The sequence below is a fragment of the Streptomyces sp. ActVer genome, assembly GCF_027270795.1.
Taxonomy (GTDB): Bacteria; Actinomycetota; Actinomycetes; order Streptomycetales; family Streptomycetaceae; genus Streptomyces; species Streptomyces umbrinus_A.
Map to the genome: position 1 here is coordinate 1 of NZ_JAPWHT010000296.1, position 13,096 is coordinate 13,096.

11 protein-coding genes and 3 tRNA genes are annotated in these 13,096 nt (G+C 69.7%); 8 read left to right on the plus strand and 6 right to left on the minus strand.

From position 1 onward, the window contains the following. Positions 1 to 87: 87 nt before the first annotated feature. From O3Q52_RS35660 to O3Q52_RS35675, 4 genes are all read right to left on the minus strand, one after another. Positions 88 to 2,016, minus strand: coding sequence for an ABC transporter ATP-binding protein (locus O3Q52_RS35660; RefSeq protein ID WP_269652765.1), 1,929 nt, complete (start codon positions 2,014 to 2,016; stop codon positions 88 to 90). After that, complete coding sequence (locus tag O3Q52_RS35665; RefSeq protein WP_269652766.1) at positions 2,016 to 3,749, minus strand: ABC transporter ATP-binding protein; 1,734 nt, start codon at positions 3,747 to 3,749, stop codon at positions 2,016 to 2,018. Before O3Q52_RS35665 ends, O3Q52_RS35660 begins: the two co-directional genes overlap by 1 nt. Positions 3,750 to 3,916: 167 nt before the next feature. Next, the gene (locus tag O3Q52_RS35670) at positions 3,917 to 5,371 is read right to left on the minus strand and encodes an FGGY family carbohydrate kinase (protein ID WP_269652767.1); all 1,455 of its coding nucleotides are present in this window, start codon (positions 5,369 to 5,371) and stop codon (positions 3,917 to 3,919) included. A 63-nt stretch (positions 5,372 to 5,434) separates the two neighbouring features. Continuing rightward, positions 5,435 to 5,743: a YtxH domain-containing protein gene (locus O3Q52_RS35675; protein ID WP_055615009.1), complete on the minus strand. Its 309-nt coding sequence runs from the start codon at positions 5,741 to 5,743 to the stop codon at positions 5,435 to 5,437. A 165-nt stretch (positions 5,744 to 5,908) separates the two neighbouring features. On the opposite strand from O3Q52_RS35675, the gene O3Q52_RS35680 reads away from it, so the two are divergent. From O3Q52_RS35680 to O3Q52_RS35690, 3 genes are all read left to right on the plus strand, one after another. Continuing rightward, positions 5,909 to 5,981: transfer RNA gene (locus tag O3Q52_RS35680), tRNA-Asn, on the plus strand. A 6-nt stretch (positions 5,982 to 5,987) separates the two neighbouring features. Then, positions 5,988 to 6,060, plus strand: a tRNA-Asn gene (locus O3Q52_RS35685). Positions 6,061 to 6,227: 167 nt separating this feature from the next. Next, positions 6,228 to 6,304 (plus strand) — tRNA-Ile (locus O3Q52_RS35690). A gap of 1,100 nt (positions 6,305 to 7,404) precedes the next feature. On the opposite strand, the gene O3Q52_RS35695 is transcribed toward O3Q52_RS35690, so the two are convergent. Together O3Q52_RS35695 and O3Q52_RS35700 are read right to left on the minus strand one after the other, a co-directional pair. Beyond that, the gene (locus tag O3Q52_RS35695; RefSeq protein WP_269652768.1) at positions 7,405 to 7,545 is read right to left on the minus strand and encodes a hypothetical protein; all 141 of its coding nucleotides are present in this window, start codon (positions 7,543 to 7,545) and stop codon (positions 7,405 to 7,407) included. A 415-nt stretch (positions 7,546 to 7,960) separates the two neighbouring features. Then, positions 7,961 to 8,245: an SHOCT domain-containing protein gene (locus O3Q52_RS35700; protein ID WP_269652769.1), complete on the minus strand. Its 285-nt coding sequence runs from the start codon at positions 8,243 to 8,245 to the stop codon at positions 7,961 to 7,963. A 241-nt stretch (positions 8,246 to 8,486) separates the two neighbouring features. Between O3Q52_RS35700 and O3Q52_RS35705 the strand changes: the two genes are divergently transcribed. The 5 genes from O3Q52_RS35705 to O3Q52_RS35725 all read left to right on the plus strand — a co-directional run bounded on the left by O3Q52_RS35705 (position 8,487) and on the right by O3Q52_RS35725 (position 13,018). Then, complete coding sequence (locus O3Q52_RS35705; RefSeq protein ID WP_269652770.1) at positions 8,487 to 8,921, plus strand: hypothetical protein; 435 nt, start codon at positions 8,487 to 8,489, stop codon at positions 8,919 to 8,921. A 172-nt stretch (positions 8,922 to 9,093) separates the two neighbouring features. Then, complete coding sequence (locus tag O3Q52_RS35710) at positions 9,094 to 9,933, plus strand: SDR family oxidoreductase (protein WP_269652771.1); 840 nt, start codon at positions 9,094 to 9,096, stop codon at positions 9,931 to 9,933. A 111-nt stretch (positions 9,934 to 10,044) separates the two neighbouring features. Next, a complete protein-coding gene (locus tag O3Q52_RS35715; protein ID WP_269652774.1) occupies positions 10,045 to 11,433 on the plus strand; it encodes a cytochrome ubiquinol oxidase subunit I in 1,389 nt (462 codons plus the stop codon). Next, positions 11,430 to 12,479: a cytochrome d ubiquinol oxidase subunit II gene (locus O3Q52_RS35720; protein WP_269652772.1), complete on the plus strand. Its 1,050-nt coding sequence runs from the start codon at positions 11,430 to 11,432 to the stop codon at positions 12,477 to 12,479. Before O3Q52_RS35715 ends, O3Q52_RS35720 begins: the two co-directional genes overlap by 4 nt. A gap of 26 nt (positions 12,480 to 12,505) precedes the next feature. Beyond that, positions 12,506 to 13,018 carry a gluconokinase gene (locus tag O3Q52_RS35725; protein ID WP_269652773.1) on the plus strand — a complete coding sequence of 171 codons (513 nt, stop codon included), beginning with the start codon at positions 12,506 to 12,508 and terminating at the stop codon, positions 13,016 to 13,018. Positions 13,019 to 13,096 lie beyond the last annotated feature (78 nt).

The window sequence follows — 13,096 nt, forward strand, 5'->3', positions numbered from 1 at the left end:
CCTGGGGGCGCGGGGAACTGCGCAGCGGGGGTTCGGGGGCGGAGCCCCCGAGTAGTGACGGGAATGGGGAGGGGCGGCGGGGGCGACTCAGTCCACCTCCACCACAGCCTCCGCGAACTGGGCCTTGTAAAGGCGGGCGTACGCGCCGTTCGACGCCAGCAGGTCCGCGTGCGCGCCCTGTTCGACGATCGAACCGTTCTCCATCACGAGGATGGTGTCGGCGTCGCGGATCGTCGACAGACGATGCGCGATGACGAACGACGTCCGCCCGTGCGCGAGCTTCGCCATAGCCTTCTGGATCAACACCTCGGTACGGGTGTCAACCGAACTCGTGGCCTCGTCCAGCACCAGAATCACCGGATCGGACAGGAACGCCCGAGCGATGGTGATGAGCTGCTTCTCACCGGCGCTCACCCCCGACCCCTCGTCGTCGATGACGGTGTCGTACCCCTCGGGCAACGTCCGGACGAACCGGTCCGCATGGGCGGCCCGGGCCGCCTCCTCGATCTCCCCACGCGTGACCTCACGGGAGGCCCCGTACGCGATGTTCTCCGCGATCGTCCCGCCGAACAGCCAGGTGTCCTGCAGCACCATGCCGATCCCGGCCCGCAGTTCGTCCCGGGACATCTTGGCGATGTCGACCCCGTCGAGGGTGATCCGCCCGCCCGTGACCTCGTAGAACCGCATCAGCAGGTTCACGAGTGTCGTCTTGCCGGCGCCCGTGGGCCCGACGATCGCGACCGTGTGCCCGGGCTCCACCTTCAGCGACAGGTCCTCGATGAGCGGCTTCTCCGGGTCGTACCGGAAGGAGACGCCCTCCAGCGCCACCCGGCCCCGCAGTTCCTCAGGACGCGCCCCCGTCACCGGGTCCGCCTGCTGCTCCTCCGCGTCCAGCAGTTCGAAGATCCGCTCCGCCGAAGCGACGCCGGACTGCACGAGGTTCGCCATCGAGGCGACCTGGGTGAGCGGCATGGAGAACTGCCGGGAGTACTGGATGAAGGCCTGGACGTCACCGATCGAGAGGGCGCCCGAGGCGACGCGCAGACCGCCGACCACGGCCACCAGCACATAGTTCAGGTTGGACACGAACATCATCAGCGGCTGCATGACCCCGCTGTTGAACTGCGCCCGGAACCCGGCCTCGTACAGCTTCTCGTTCTCCTCGGCGAACTGCGCCGCCGACTCGTCCTGCCGCCCGAAGACCTTGACGAGGTTGTGGCCGGTGTACATCTCCTCGATGTGCGCGTTGAGCTTGCCGGTGGTCCGCCACTGCTGCACGAAGTGCGGCTGCGACCGCTTGCCCACCCGGGTGGCGACGAAGAACGACAGCGGCACGGTGACCAGCGCGACGAGCGCGAGCAGCCACGACACCCAGAACATCATCGCGAGCACACCGACGATGGTCAGCAGAGAGTTGACGAGCTGGCCCATCGACTGCTGGAGGGTCTGCCCGATGTTGTCGATGTCGTTCGTGGCGCGGCTGAGCACCTCACCGCGCTGCCTCTTGTCGAAGTACGACAACGGCAGCCGCGACAGCTTCGTCTGCACGTCCTCGCGCATGTTGTACATCGTCTTGTTGACGGCCCGGTTCACCAGCCGCGTCGCCACGGTCATCAGCAGACCGGCCACCAGGAACGCCACGAGAGCGAGCAGCAGCACCTCGCCGACCGCGCCGAAGTCGATGCCCTCGCCCGGGGTGAAGTCCGTACCGGAGAGCATGTCGGCCATGCCGCCGTCGCCGCGCTCCCGCATCGCCGCGAGGGCCTCGGCCTTCGTCTGGCTCGCGGGCATCTCCCGTCCGACGACTCCGGCGAAGACGAGGTCGGTGGCCCGGCCCAGGATCTTCGGCCCGAGGACCGAGAGGCCGACGCTGAACACCACGGCGACGAGCATCACGTACAGAGTGGTGCGTTCCGGCTTGAAGTGTGCCAGCAGCCGCTTCCCGGACTTCTTGAAGTCCATCGAGTGATGGTCGGGGCCCGTCCCGGCCATCATCCGCCCCATGGGCCCGGCCATCAGGCTGCCTCCGCTTCCGTCAGCTGGGAGAGCACGATCTCCCGGTATGTCTCGTTCTCCGCCATCAGCTCGTGATGGCGGCCCGCCCCGACGACCCGGCCCTCGTCGAGGACCACGATCCGGTCGGCGTCCCTGATGGTCGACACCCGCTGGGCGACGATCACGACCGTCGCCTCGGCGGTCTCCTGCGCGAGCGCCCTCCGCAACGCCGCGTCCGTCGCGTAGTCGAGCGCCGAGAAGGAGTCGTCGAAGAGGTAGATCTCGGGGCGCTGCACAAGGGTCCGGGCGATGGCGAGCCGCTGCCGCTGACCGCCCGACACGTTCGTCCCGCCCTGCGCGATCGTCGCGTCAAGACCGTTCTCCAGACCCTCCACGAAGCCCTTGGCCTGCGCCACCTCCAGCGCGTGCCACAGCTCCTCGTCGGTCGCGTCCGGATTCCCGTACCGGAGATTGGTCGCCACCGTGCCCGCGAAGAGGTACGGCTTCTGCGGTACGAGGCCGACCGTGCGCGCGAGCAGTCGCGGCTCGACCGTCCGTACGTCGACGCCGTCCACCAGTACCTGGCCGTCGGTGGCGTCGAACAGCCGGGGGACCAGGCCCAGCAGCGTGGACTTGCCGCTTCCGGTCGAGCCGATCACGGCGGTGGTCTCACCCGGCAGGGCCACCAGGTCGATGGTCCTCAGCACCGGCTCCTCGGCACCCGGGTAGCGGAACCCGGCGCCCCGGATCTCCAGATGACCGTGCCGCCGCAGCTCCAGGACCGGCGCCTTCGGCGGGACCACGCTGCTGGAGGTGTCCAGGACCTCCTGGATGCGCTCGGCACACACCTCCGCGCGCGGCACCATCATGAACATGAAGGTGGCCATCATCACGGACATGACGATCTGCATCAGATAGGCGAGGAACGCGGTCAGCGCGCCGATCTGCATCCCGCCGCTGTCGATCCGGTGGGCGCCGAACCACACCACCGCGATGGACGACACGTTCACCACCGTCATGACGATCGGGAACATCAGCGCCAGCATCCGCCCGGTACCGAGGGACACCTCGGTGAGGTCCGCGTTCGCCTTCCGGAAGCGCTCCTCCTCGTACCCGTCGCGCACGAAGGCACGGATGACGCGGTTGCCGGTGATCTGCTCGCGCAGCACCCGGTTCACCGTGTCGAGCCGCACCTGCATCGTGCGGAACAGCGGCCGCAGCCGGCGCACGATGAGGCTCACCGAGATCCCGAGCACCGGCACGACGGCGAGCAGCACCCCGGACAGCGGTACGTCGAGACCGAGCGCGAGGACGATGCCGCCCACGCACATGATCGGCGCCGACACCAGCAGGGTGAACGTCATCAGCGTGAGCATCTGCACCTGCTGCACGTCGTTCGTCGTGCGGGTGATCAGCGACGGCGCCCCGAAGTGACCGACCTCACGCGCGGAGAACGACTGCACCCGGTCGAAGATGCCGGCCCGGATGTCCCGTCCGACCGCGGAGGCCGTACGGGCGCCGTAGTAGACGGCCCCGATGTTGCAGACGACCTGGGCCAGCGAGATACCGATCATCAGTGCGCCGAAGGACAGGATGTATCCCGTGTCGCCCTCGACGACACCGTTGTCGATGATGTCCGCGTTGAGCGTGGGCAGGTAGAGCGTGGCGCAGGTCTGCAGGAACTGCAGCAGTACGAGCAGGGCGATGGGTTTCTTGTAGGGCGTGAGATAGGTACGCAGGAGTCGTATGAGCACGCTGGGTCTCTCGGGGTCGGCGGCGGGGCGGTTGGTTGCCCTTGGCCCCTATCGTCGAACACTCCACCCGTGTTACCTCAACTGATTAAGCCAAGAGAGGTCCAAGAGCCGACCGGGCCTCGGTCCGAAGCCGTAGGCCGTTCGAGTCGCCCGGGCTCTGTGAGGCCTCAGGGCCGGAAGGCGCCCGGGTGCGTCTGGTTCCGCACCGACACGTACTGCTGCCGCACGGCCTGGCCCACCGCCAGCTCCTCGCCGGGCTCCAGGATCTGCGCGGCCGCGCCCTGCCAGACGGGCGGCAGCCCCGGCTGGATCGTGCCCTGCGACGTACCGAGCGCCCAGGCCGCCTGCCGGGCCGCACCGAGCGCCGCGTAGTCCGCGGGCTGCGGCACCACGATCTGCGTACCGAGCAGCGCGGGCGCGCAGGCCTGCACCGCGCTCAGCTCGGCGGCCTGGCCCAGCAGGAAGATCCGCCGCACCTCGACGCCCCGTTTGCGCAGCACGTCCAGCGCGTCCGCGAGCCCGCACAGCATGCCCTCGAAGGCGGCCCGCGCCAGGTGCTCGGGCTTCATCGACTCCCGCCGCAGCCCGGCCAGCGTCCCCGCCGTGTGCGGCAGGTTGGGCGTCCGCTCGCCCTCCAGATAGGGCAGCATCACAAGGCCGTGGGAGCCCGGGGTGGACTTCATCGCCAGGTCCGACAGGGCCTCCAGGTCCGGTACGCCGAGCAGTTCGGCGGCCCCGCGCAGGGCCCGTACGGCATTGAGCGTGGTGACGACCGGCAGGTGCATCCCGGTCGCGTCCGCCAGCGAGGTGATCATTCCGGAGGAGTCGACGAGCGCCTCGTGGTGCACGGCCATCACGGAACCGGAGGCGCCGAGCGACACCACCGCGTCCCCGAGCCCGATGCCCAGACCGAACGCCGCGGCCATCGTCTCGCCCGTCCCCGCCGAGATCAGCAGCCCCTCGGGCGTCGTCCCCGCGGCCTCCCACGGCCCCAGCACATCGGGCAGCAGCGCCTGGTGCCCGAGCGCCAGCTCCACGAGATCGGGCCGGTACGCACCGGTCGCCGCCGACCAGTAGCCGGTCCCGGAGGCCCCGCCCCGGTCGGTGGTCCGGCGGGCCGGGCGGCCGAGCAACTGCCACACCAGCCAGTCGTGCGCCTGGAGCAGCACGCTGGTGCGCAGCGCCGCCTCGGGTTCGTTCTTCGCGAGCCAGCGCAGCTTCGTCACCGGCTGAGCCGCCTGCGGCACACAGCCCACGGCCTGCGCCCAGGCCTCGCGTCCGCCGAGGGCGTCGACCAGGTCGGCGGCCGCGACCTGTGCCCGCTTGTCACCGCCGACCATCGCCGGACGCACCGTGTTGCCCTGGGTGTCCACCGGCACGAGCCCGTTCTGCTGCGCGGACACGCCAATGGCCTGAACGCCTTCGAGGAGCCCGCCGCCCGCGGCCTCGCCCAGGGACAGCAGCCAGGCCTGCGGGTCGACGTCCGAGGGCCGGCCGCCCTCGGACATGCCGTCCATCGGATGCGGGGCATACCCCTGCCTGAGCACGGCTCCGCTGTCCGCGTCGCAGACAACGATGCGAGTGAAATCGGGCGAACTGTCCAACCCGGCGACTATCCCCATGGCGGAAATTCTGCCGTACGACCGGAGCTGGCCGTACCGGTCCGACGGAGGCGGCCGTACCGGTTACGTGTTGCTGGTGCCCCAGTCGTCATCGGTACGCGTGCCGTTCGTGTTGCGCTCTCGCAGGTGGCGGACCCTCTCGGCCACCGAGTCGGGGACCCGGTCACCGACCTTCTCGCTCACCGCGTGGTACGCCTTGCCGGCGAACTCGCGCCCCTGCTGGGCCGCGGACTCGGCGGTGTTGCGCACCGCCGGGTTCTGAGCGACCTGCTGTGCGGTCTTCCTCAGCTGCTCGTAGCGCTCGCGCCCGGCACGCGTGCCCAGCACGTATCCCAGGGCCAGTCCGGCGACGAACGTGAGCCGGTAGCGCATGGCGGCCACCCTTCTCTTGTGAGTCGGTCCCTTGCGGCGGCGTCGGTCGCAGGCGGGGCTTACCGATTGGCGGAGCACCCCCCTGCTTGCGCTAATGTATGTGTCGCAGCGAGCGCACGCCCCCTGGCGAATACCCAGGGAGGTACGTTCGATGCAACGAGGCGATCCCCTGTAGCTCAATTGGCAGAGCAGCCGGCTGTTAACCGGCAGGTTACTGGTTCGAGTCCAGTCGGGGGAGCTTCGGTCTTCCGTAGCTCAATTGGCAGAGCAGCCGGCTGTTAACCGGCAGGTTACTGGTTCGAGTCCAGTCGGGAGAGCAGGCGAACGAGGACCCCGTCGGGGTCCTTTTTCATGTCCTCGGGAACCGCTCCGCCCCAGGTGGGGTCCTCCAGGGCAGGCGAAGTCGACCATCCGAAGCAGGAGATCGTATGAGCGGCTATGCTGCGGCAGACGGCGCGCACAAATGTGCGCGACGCGCCGTAATGGGGCGGTAGCTCAGCCGGTTAGAGCAGCGGACTCATAATCCGTCGGCCGTGGGTTCGAGTCCCACCCGCCCCACCAGGCGCTACGCGTGAAGAATCGATCCGACCAGCAACTTCGCTGGAGGATCGGGGGACTTGAGGGATCGTGGCGGCCCTCCTCGATGATGGTTTCAGGGCATCGGGACCGAGAATGAGGCCGTCGAACCCTCCGAGTCGGACATGTTGAGCCATTGTCGGATTTCTCGGGTTGATCTGGTGCGTGCCGCGCATCGGCCTCGCGGCCGTGATGTGCGGTCCGGCTTCTGCTGGACGGGGCCCTCCTGGACGTGGTCTGCGCTCGGCGCTTCGGTGGCGGTCTTCTCCGGCTGTGCGGGCGATGACCCCCTTGGATCGGGCCAGGGCGAACCGGGCGTCGACGGGGGCGATCCGTCACGGCGTCTCGATCGGGTGAGCGGTGACGTCCGGGGCGTACTTGGGTGCGGTGCGGCTGTGGATGCGTGCCCGGCCCTGTGGCCCTTGCCGATGGCTGTGGGACGGGAGCCTGTTGCGCCGCTGCGGGCGGCGGGGAGACTCGGCGTCGGGGCTCGTGGGGGATGTCGGACTTGGCGTCGTGGGTGAGGGCGCGGGTGGCGGTGCGGGCGCCGGTCTCGGTGGCGGCGGCGTGGCAGTGGGACCACCCCGGAGGCACGATGGGGGCCGCACCGATCCGGCGACGACTTCGGCGGTGTGGGGAATCGGGCGGTGGTCGCGGGGGCGGGCGGGCGTCGCAGGCCGTGACGCGGTGGCCGAGGAAGCTCCGGCTCCGTTGAGGGCGGTGGGGATACTGAAGGCGCCGAAGGGCGGCATCCGGGCGCCGCGGGACGGCGTGGTTTTGGCCGCGAAGAGCTGAGAGCTTGCTGGGGCCGCGGCAGGGGCGGGCTCTCCGCCGACATCGCTCCTGACGGTGCGTCCGGCTCTCGGCAGGGCGCGGGTCTGTGCCACGACCGTCCGGGCCTGGATCTCGCTGCCCAGGGTGGCGTAGTGCGCGAGTACACGCTGTGGTCGAAGAGAAGGCTCCGGGCGCGGCCGATGAGGTCGGCGGGCCGTCGGCGACCTGTGCCACGGCAGCGGGCCACGGCGGCTCTGCCCCGTGCCGCTTCGGCAGGGGCGGCCCGGTCAGGTGGGGCCGGTCTCCCGGCCCTACGCGCTGGACCCTCCGGCTTCGCCGACGACGGTGAGGTCGGCCGGGCTGTCCGTCCAGCACCACGCGCAGGCGCCGAGGACGGTGTGGTCCGCCCGGCCGTCCACCACCATGCGCAGGCAGGCACCGACGCGCTTCAACTCCTGCTCGCCGACTTCCGCTGAACAGCCCCGATCCGTTGCTCGCGAGCTGCATGCGGGCCGGTGCGGTGCGGCCTCGGCGGCCCGCCGGCGGCGGGCCTTTGTGCGGGTCCCCGCCCGGTGGGTCCGGAGCTGACGGCTGGCGTTCGCCGGGCCGTGCAGTCCGCGGCGCGCTGTCACTGGGATCGTCGGGGCGAGCAGAGACCGGTTGAGCGCCTTCGCGGGGCGTCCGAGGCGACTCGGCCTGCTTCTCTGTCGGTACGCCGTACGCCGCACGCCGGCCCAAAGGGTCGGCTTGGGTCTGGGCATCGGGATGCGGTCGGACCGTTCAGGGGTGGGCCTTTTCGAAAAGGCCGGTCCATTGCATCCCGAGCGGCTCAAGGATTGGGTCGGAGTCGCTCAGGAGATCAGGAGATCAGGAGCTCAGGATCCTGCTCTTCTGGTCCTCGAATTCGGTTTCGGTGAGGACGCCCTGGTCCTTGAGTTCTCCGAGTTGTTTCAGCTGGTCGATTTTGCTGGTCATGTCGACGTGCGGCTGGGCGGGCGGGGGCGCGGAGGGTTCCGCCGGCCGGCGCGGGGCCTCCTGGGATTCCTGCTCGGCCCATCGCCCCTGCTGGCGGCGGGACACGCGGTTCGACACGGCGGTCGCTGTACCGGCCACCACGGCTGTGCGGGCGACCCCGCGGAGGAGACCTGGCACGGCAGTTTCCTTTCTCGCAGAAGGCGTGTGCGACAAACGCCTGTAGGGCCGGCACGCACATACCGGCGCGCAGCGCACCCTTCCATTGGATCACTGTTTGAATTGCCTCGCATCTCGGCCCCGATGCCGCCTTGCGTATATTTCTGCGTTGTGCCGTCCTGTGCTGCACGTGTCAAACTGATATGTGCGTCACGGCCCCTGCCGCACCACAGTGGCGAGGCCCATGTGGGAGGAGCTCGGTATGACCACAACCGGAATGCACCACGGGCACGGAACCAGAAGCGGCAGCGAAGGGGCGTGGGTGACCGGCTGGACCGGATTCGCCGGCGTAATGATGATCTTCGGCGGAGCGATGGCGATATTCCAAGGAATTGCCGCTATCGCCGAGGACGATGTCTTCGTGGTCACGCGCAACTACGCGTACAACTTCAACCTGACGAGTTGGGGCTGGATCCACCTCGCCCTCGGCGTTCTCGTGGTTCTCGCGGGTGCCGCTCTGTTCCGCGGTGCAATGTGGGCACGAGTCATCGGTATCGCCCTCGCCGGCCTGTCGATGATCGCCAACTTCATGTGGCTGCCGTACCAGCCCGTCTGGGCCGTCGTGCTGATCGCCGTCGACGCCTTCGTCATCTGGGCGCTGTGTGTCGGAAGGGGCCGGGAGGCTCGCACCGAATAGCGACTGCGCTGTTCCGAGCGGCCCGGCGGTCGCGTACTGCGCCGTTCGGCGCGGGACAGCCCCCCGAGTGGCTGACGCGGGACGTGCCGCCGGGCCGTACGGGTTCCCCTTTGTGTTTCGTGTTGTCGGCGGATGCCTCGATGTCCGCTTCGGCACTCACAGGGAGACACGAGTGGAAACCAGCGGCAGTGACGGTCGCCAGCCCCTAGCCCACCCGCTCCTCAAAGGCCAGAAGGCGCTGGTGACGGGTGCGAATTCCGGCATCGGCAAAGCCACGGCCATCGGCCTGGGGCGGGCGGGCGCCGATGTGGTGGTGAACTACGTGGCCGGGCGGGACGCCGCCGAGGACGTGGTGCGCGAGATCGAGAGTTTCGGCGTCCGCGCCTACGCGCACGAGGCGGACGTGTCGCAGGAGAAACAGGTAGGCGACATGGTGGACCGCATGGTCCAGAAGTTCGGGACCATCGACGTCATGGTGGCGAATGCGGGACTCCAACGCGATGCCCCCCTCACCGATATGACCATGGCCCAGTGGCAAAAAGTGCTGGACGTCAATCTGACCGGACAGTTCCTGTGCGCCCGTGAGGCGGCCAAGGAATTCACGCGCCGGGGCGTCGTCCCGGAGGTCTCACGCTCCGCCGGGAAAATCATCTGCATGAGTTCGGTCCACCAGATCATTCCCTGGGCCGGGCACGTGAACTACGCGTCGTCCAAGGGCGGCGTACTGATGCTGATGGCGACCCTCGCGCAGGAGCTCGCGCCGCACAGGATCCGGGTCAACGCGGTCGCCCCGGGGGCGATTCGCACGCCCATCAACCGCAGCGCCTGGGACACCCCCGAGGCCGAGGCCGAGCTTCTCCGGCTCGTGCCCTACGACCGCGTCGGCGACCCGGACGACATCGCGAACGTGGTGGCCGCTCTGGCCTCCGACCTCTTCGACTACGTGGTGGGGACGACGCTCTACGTCGACGGCGGCATGACGCTGTTCCCCGGGTTCGCCACGGGTGGCTGAGACGTACTGCCTGTCAGCCACCCGGTACGAGCCACCGAGGACCATGTGAACAGCGCGATCGACCACTTTCTGGCGGACGGCCCTCCACAGCTTCTGCCGGCCCGGGAGCTGATGGCCTTCACCCTGGGGTCCCACATCCTGCTCGTGCCCTTCGGCGTGGCCCTGCCCGCCATCACCCTCCTGATGCACTACCGGGGACTGCGCAAGGGCGACGCCGTGGCCCTGCTGCTCGCGCGGCGCTGGTCGGCGGTCATGGCCGTCCAGTTCGCCATCGGCATCGTGACCGGCACGGTGCTCTCCTTCGAACTCGGCCTCCTGTGGCCCGGGATGATGGGCCGGTGGGGCGATGTCTTCGGCCTCGGCTTCGGGGTCGAGGCATGGGCGTTCTTCCTCGAAGCGATCCTCATCGCCATCTACCTGTACGGCTGGCGCCGGCTCAAGCCGTGGACGCACTTCTGGCTCGGCCTGCCCCTGCCGCTGGCCGCCCTGATGGGGGCGTTCGGCATCGTGGCCGCGAACGCCTGGATGAACACCCCGCGCGGTTTCGACCTCGACGCGTCCGGCAACCCCGTGGACGTGGACGTACGGAAGGCGATCTTCACGCCGATGCTCGGCCCGGAGTACTGGCACTTCGTGGTCGGCGTGGTCCTGACCGCCGGCTATGTCGTGGCCGGGGTGTACGCGGTCGGCTGGCTGCGGGGCCGCCGGGACCGCTATCACCGGCTCGGCTTCACCGTGCCGTTCTCCGTCGCCGCGATTCTGACCCCCGTGCAGTTCGTGCTGGGGGACTCGATCGCCCGCTCCGTCTTCCAGAAGCAGCCGGTGAAGTTCGCGGCGACCGAGCTCGTCTGGAAGACCGACACACGCGTGCCGGAGTACATGTTCGGGCGTCTGCATCCCGACGGGACGATCTCCGGCGGGATCAAGATCCCCCAACTGGACTCGATCCTCGCCGGTTTCAGCCCGGACACCAAGGTGACGGGTCTGACCTCGGTCCCCGCGAGCGACCGCCCGACGGCGACTCAGGCCACGATCGCCCACTGGGCGTTCGACATCATGGTGACCATCGGCAGCCTGCTCATGCTGCTCGCGCTCTGGTACGGCTGGTGCTGGCTCCGCCGCCGTGATCTGCCCAGGTCGCGGTGGTTCTTCCGGTGCGCGGCGCTCGCCGGCGGCGCCTGCCTACTGACCGTGGAGTGCGGCTGGATCACGACCGAGGTGGGCCGGCAGCCCTGGATCGTCTACGAGAACATGCGGGTCTCGGAGGCGGTGACGGACACCCGTGCCTCGTCCCTGTGGGTGATGCTCGGCATCGTCGTGGTGGTCTACGTACTCGTCTTCGGTGCCTTCCTGGCCGTCCTCCTGAAGATGAGCAGAGGGTGGAGGCTGGCCGACGAGGGCGCTCTCGCGGGAGCCACCGCCGGGGACGCGGAGGGCGACACCCCCTACGGGCCCCGGCCGTTGTCCACGACCGCGGGCGTGGACGGTGGCCGCGAATGATCGAGGACGCCGTCGCCTGGGTGCTGCTGGCCGCGGTGGCCGCCTACGCGTGTGCCGGCGGCACGGACTACGGCGCCGGGTTCTGGGACCTTCTCGCGGGCGGCGCCGAACGCGGCAGGCGCCCGAGGTGGCTCATCGACCACGCCATGGCACCGGTGTGGGAGACCAACAACGTCTGGCTCATCTTCGTCCTGGTCGTCATGTGGACCGGCTTCCCGGTCCTCTTCCAGACGGTCTTCACGGCGATGTGGCTCCCGTTGGCACTGGCGGCCGTGGGGCTTGTCCTGCGTGGCGCCGGTTTCGCCCTGCGCAAGCCCACGCGGCGCCTCGCCCGGCGCAGGGTCTACGGCGCCGTCTTCGCCGTCTCCTCGGTGGTGACGCCCTTCTTCCTCGGAGCGGTGGTCGGCGGGCTGGCCACGGGCCGGGTGGCTCCCGGCACGAAGGCCTCCGCCGACGCGTGGTCCAACGGGACGTCCGTGATCGCCGGCCTGCTGACCGTCGCCGCGACCGCCTTCCTCGGGGCCGTGTTCCTGACCGCCGACGCCCGCCGCTTCGACGCCGCCGACCTGGTCGGATACTTCCGGCTGCGGGCCTGGTCCAGCCTCGGCGTCATCGCCGTACTGGCGGTGGTCGGCCTCGTCGTGACCGACGACGACGCGCGCTACGTCCACGACGGACTGACCAGCGGAATCGGTCTCGCGCTCGTTCTGGTCGCCGCCGTCGGCGCGTTGGCCACCGCCGGACTGCTGTACCGCGCCGCCACCGGCTGGGCGAGGATCACCGCGGTCGGCAGCGTGGCCCTCGTCGTCCTGGCGTGGGGGCTGGCCCAGCGGCCCTATCTCATCCCCACCTCGCTGACCGTGTCCCAGGCGGCCGGTGCGTCGACGACGCTGCGCTGGCTGATGCTGGTCACGGTCGTCGCCGTGGTGCTCGTCGGACCGCCCCTCGTCCTGCTCTACCGGCTGGACACCGTCGGAGCCCTCCAGCCACTCACCGAGGCGGACCTGCGGCGGACGGCGGCCGGACGGGAACCCGAGAGCCCGTGAACGGGGCCGCGAAAGGACCGCCGATCGTGCTGGTCGTGGGCGTGTCGGGGTCCGGGAAGTCCACCGTCGGCAAGGCGGTCGCCGAGCAGCTGAGCCTGACGTTCGTCGAGGGCGACGGCTTCCATCCCGCCGCGAACGTCGCGAAGATGACCGCCGGCCACGCTCTGGACGACGCGGACCGCGAGCCGTGGTTGCGTGCCCTCGCCGTCCGGATCCGTCACTCCGTCGAGGCCGGAGAGGGGCTGGTCGTCGCCTGTTCGGCCCTCAGGCGGGCCTATCGCGACGAGCTCCGGGCGGCCGCGGGCGGACGGCTGTGGTGCCTCTACCTCGCCCTGGACCGGGACACCGCGTGGGACCGCGTGTCCCGGCGCACCGGTCACTTCATGCCCGCCCAACTGGTCGACTCGCAGTTCGAGACGCTGGAGCCACTGCAACCGGACGAGCCGGGCATGACCATGGACGCCACGGTCGGTCTTCCGGTCGGACTGGCCCGGGTTCGGGCCGCCGTCCCGGGCTTCGGGGAACCCAGGGCCCACTGACGGGCCTGGCGGAAGGGGGCCTGGCGGAAGCGGGCCGGGCCGACGCGATGCGTCACGACCCGGGAGCCGGGAGCCGGG

Coding starts and splice junctions, on each gene's coding strand:
- O3Q52_RS35660 (WP_269652765.1), bottom strand. CDS start 2,016: ATGGCCGGGCCCATGGGGCGGATGATGGCCGGGACGGGCCCCGACCAT.
- O3Q52_RS35670 (WP_269652767.1), bottom strand. CDS start 5,371: ATGGGGATAGTCGCCGGGTTGGACAGTTCGCCCGATTTCACTCGCATC.
- O3Q52_RS35675 (WP_055615009.1), bottom strand. CDS start 5,743: ATGCGCTACCGGCTCACGTTCGTCGCCGGACTGGCCCTGGGATACGTG.
- O3Q52_RS35705 (WP_269652770.1), top strand. CDS start 8,487: ATGACCACAACCGGAATGCACCACGGGCACGGAACCAGAAGCGGCAGC.
- O3Q52_RS35715 (WP_269652774.1), top strand. CDS start 10,045: ATGGCCTTCACCCTGGGGTCCCACATCCTGCTCGTGCCCTTCGGCGTG.
- O3Q52_RS35720 (WP_269652772.1), top strand. CDS start 11,430: ATGATCGAGGACGCCGTCGCCTGGGTGCTGCTGGCCGCGGTGGCCGCC.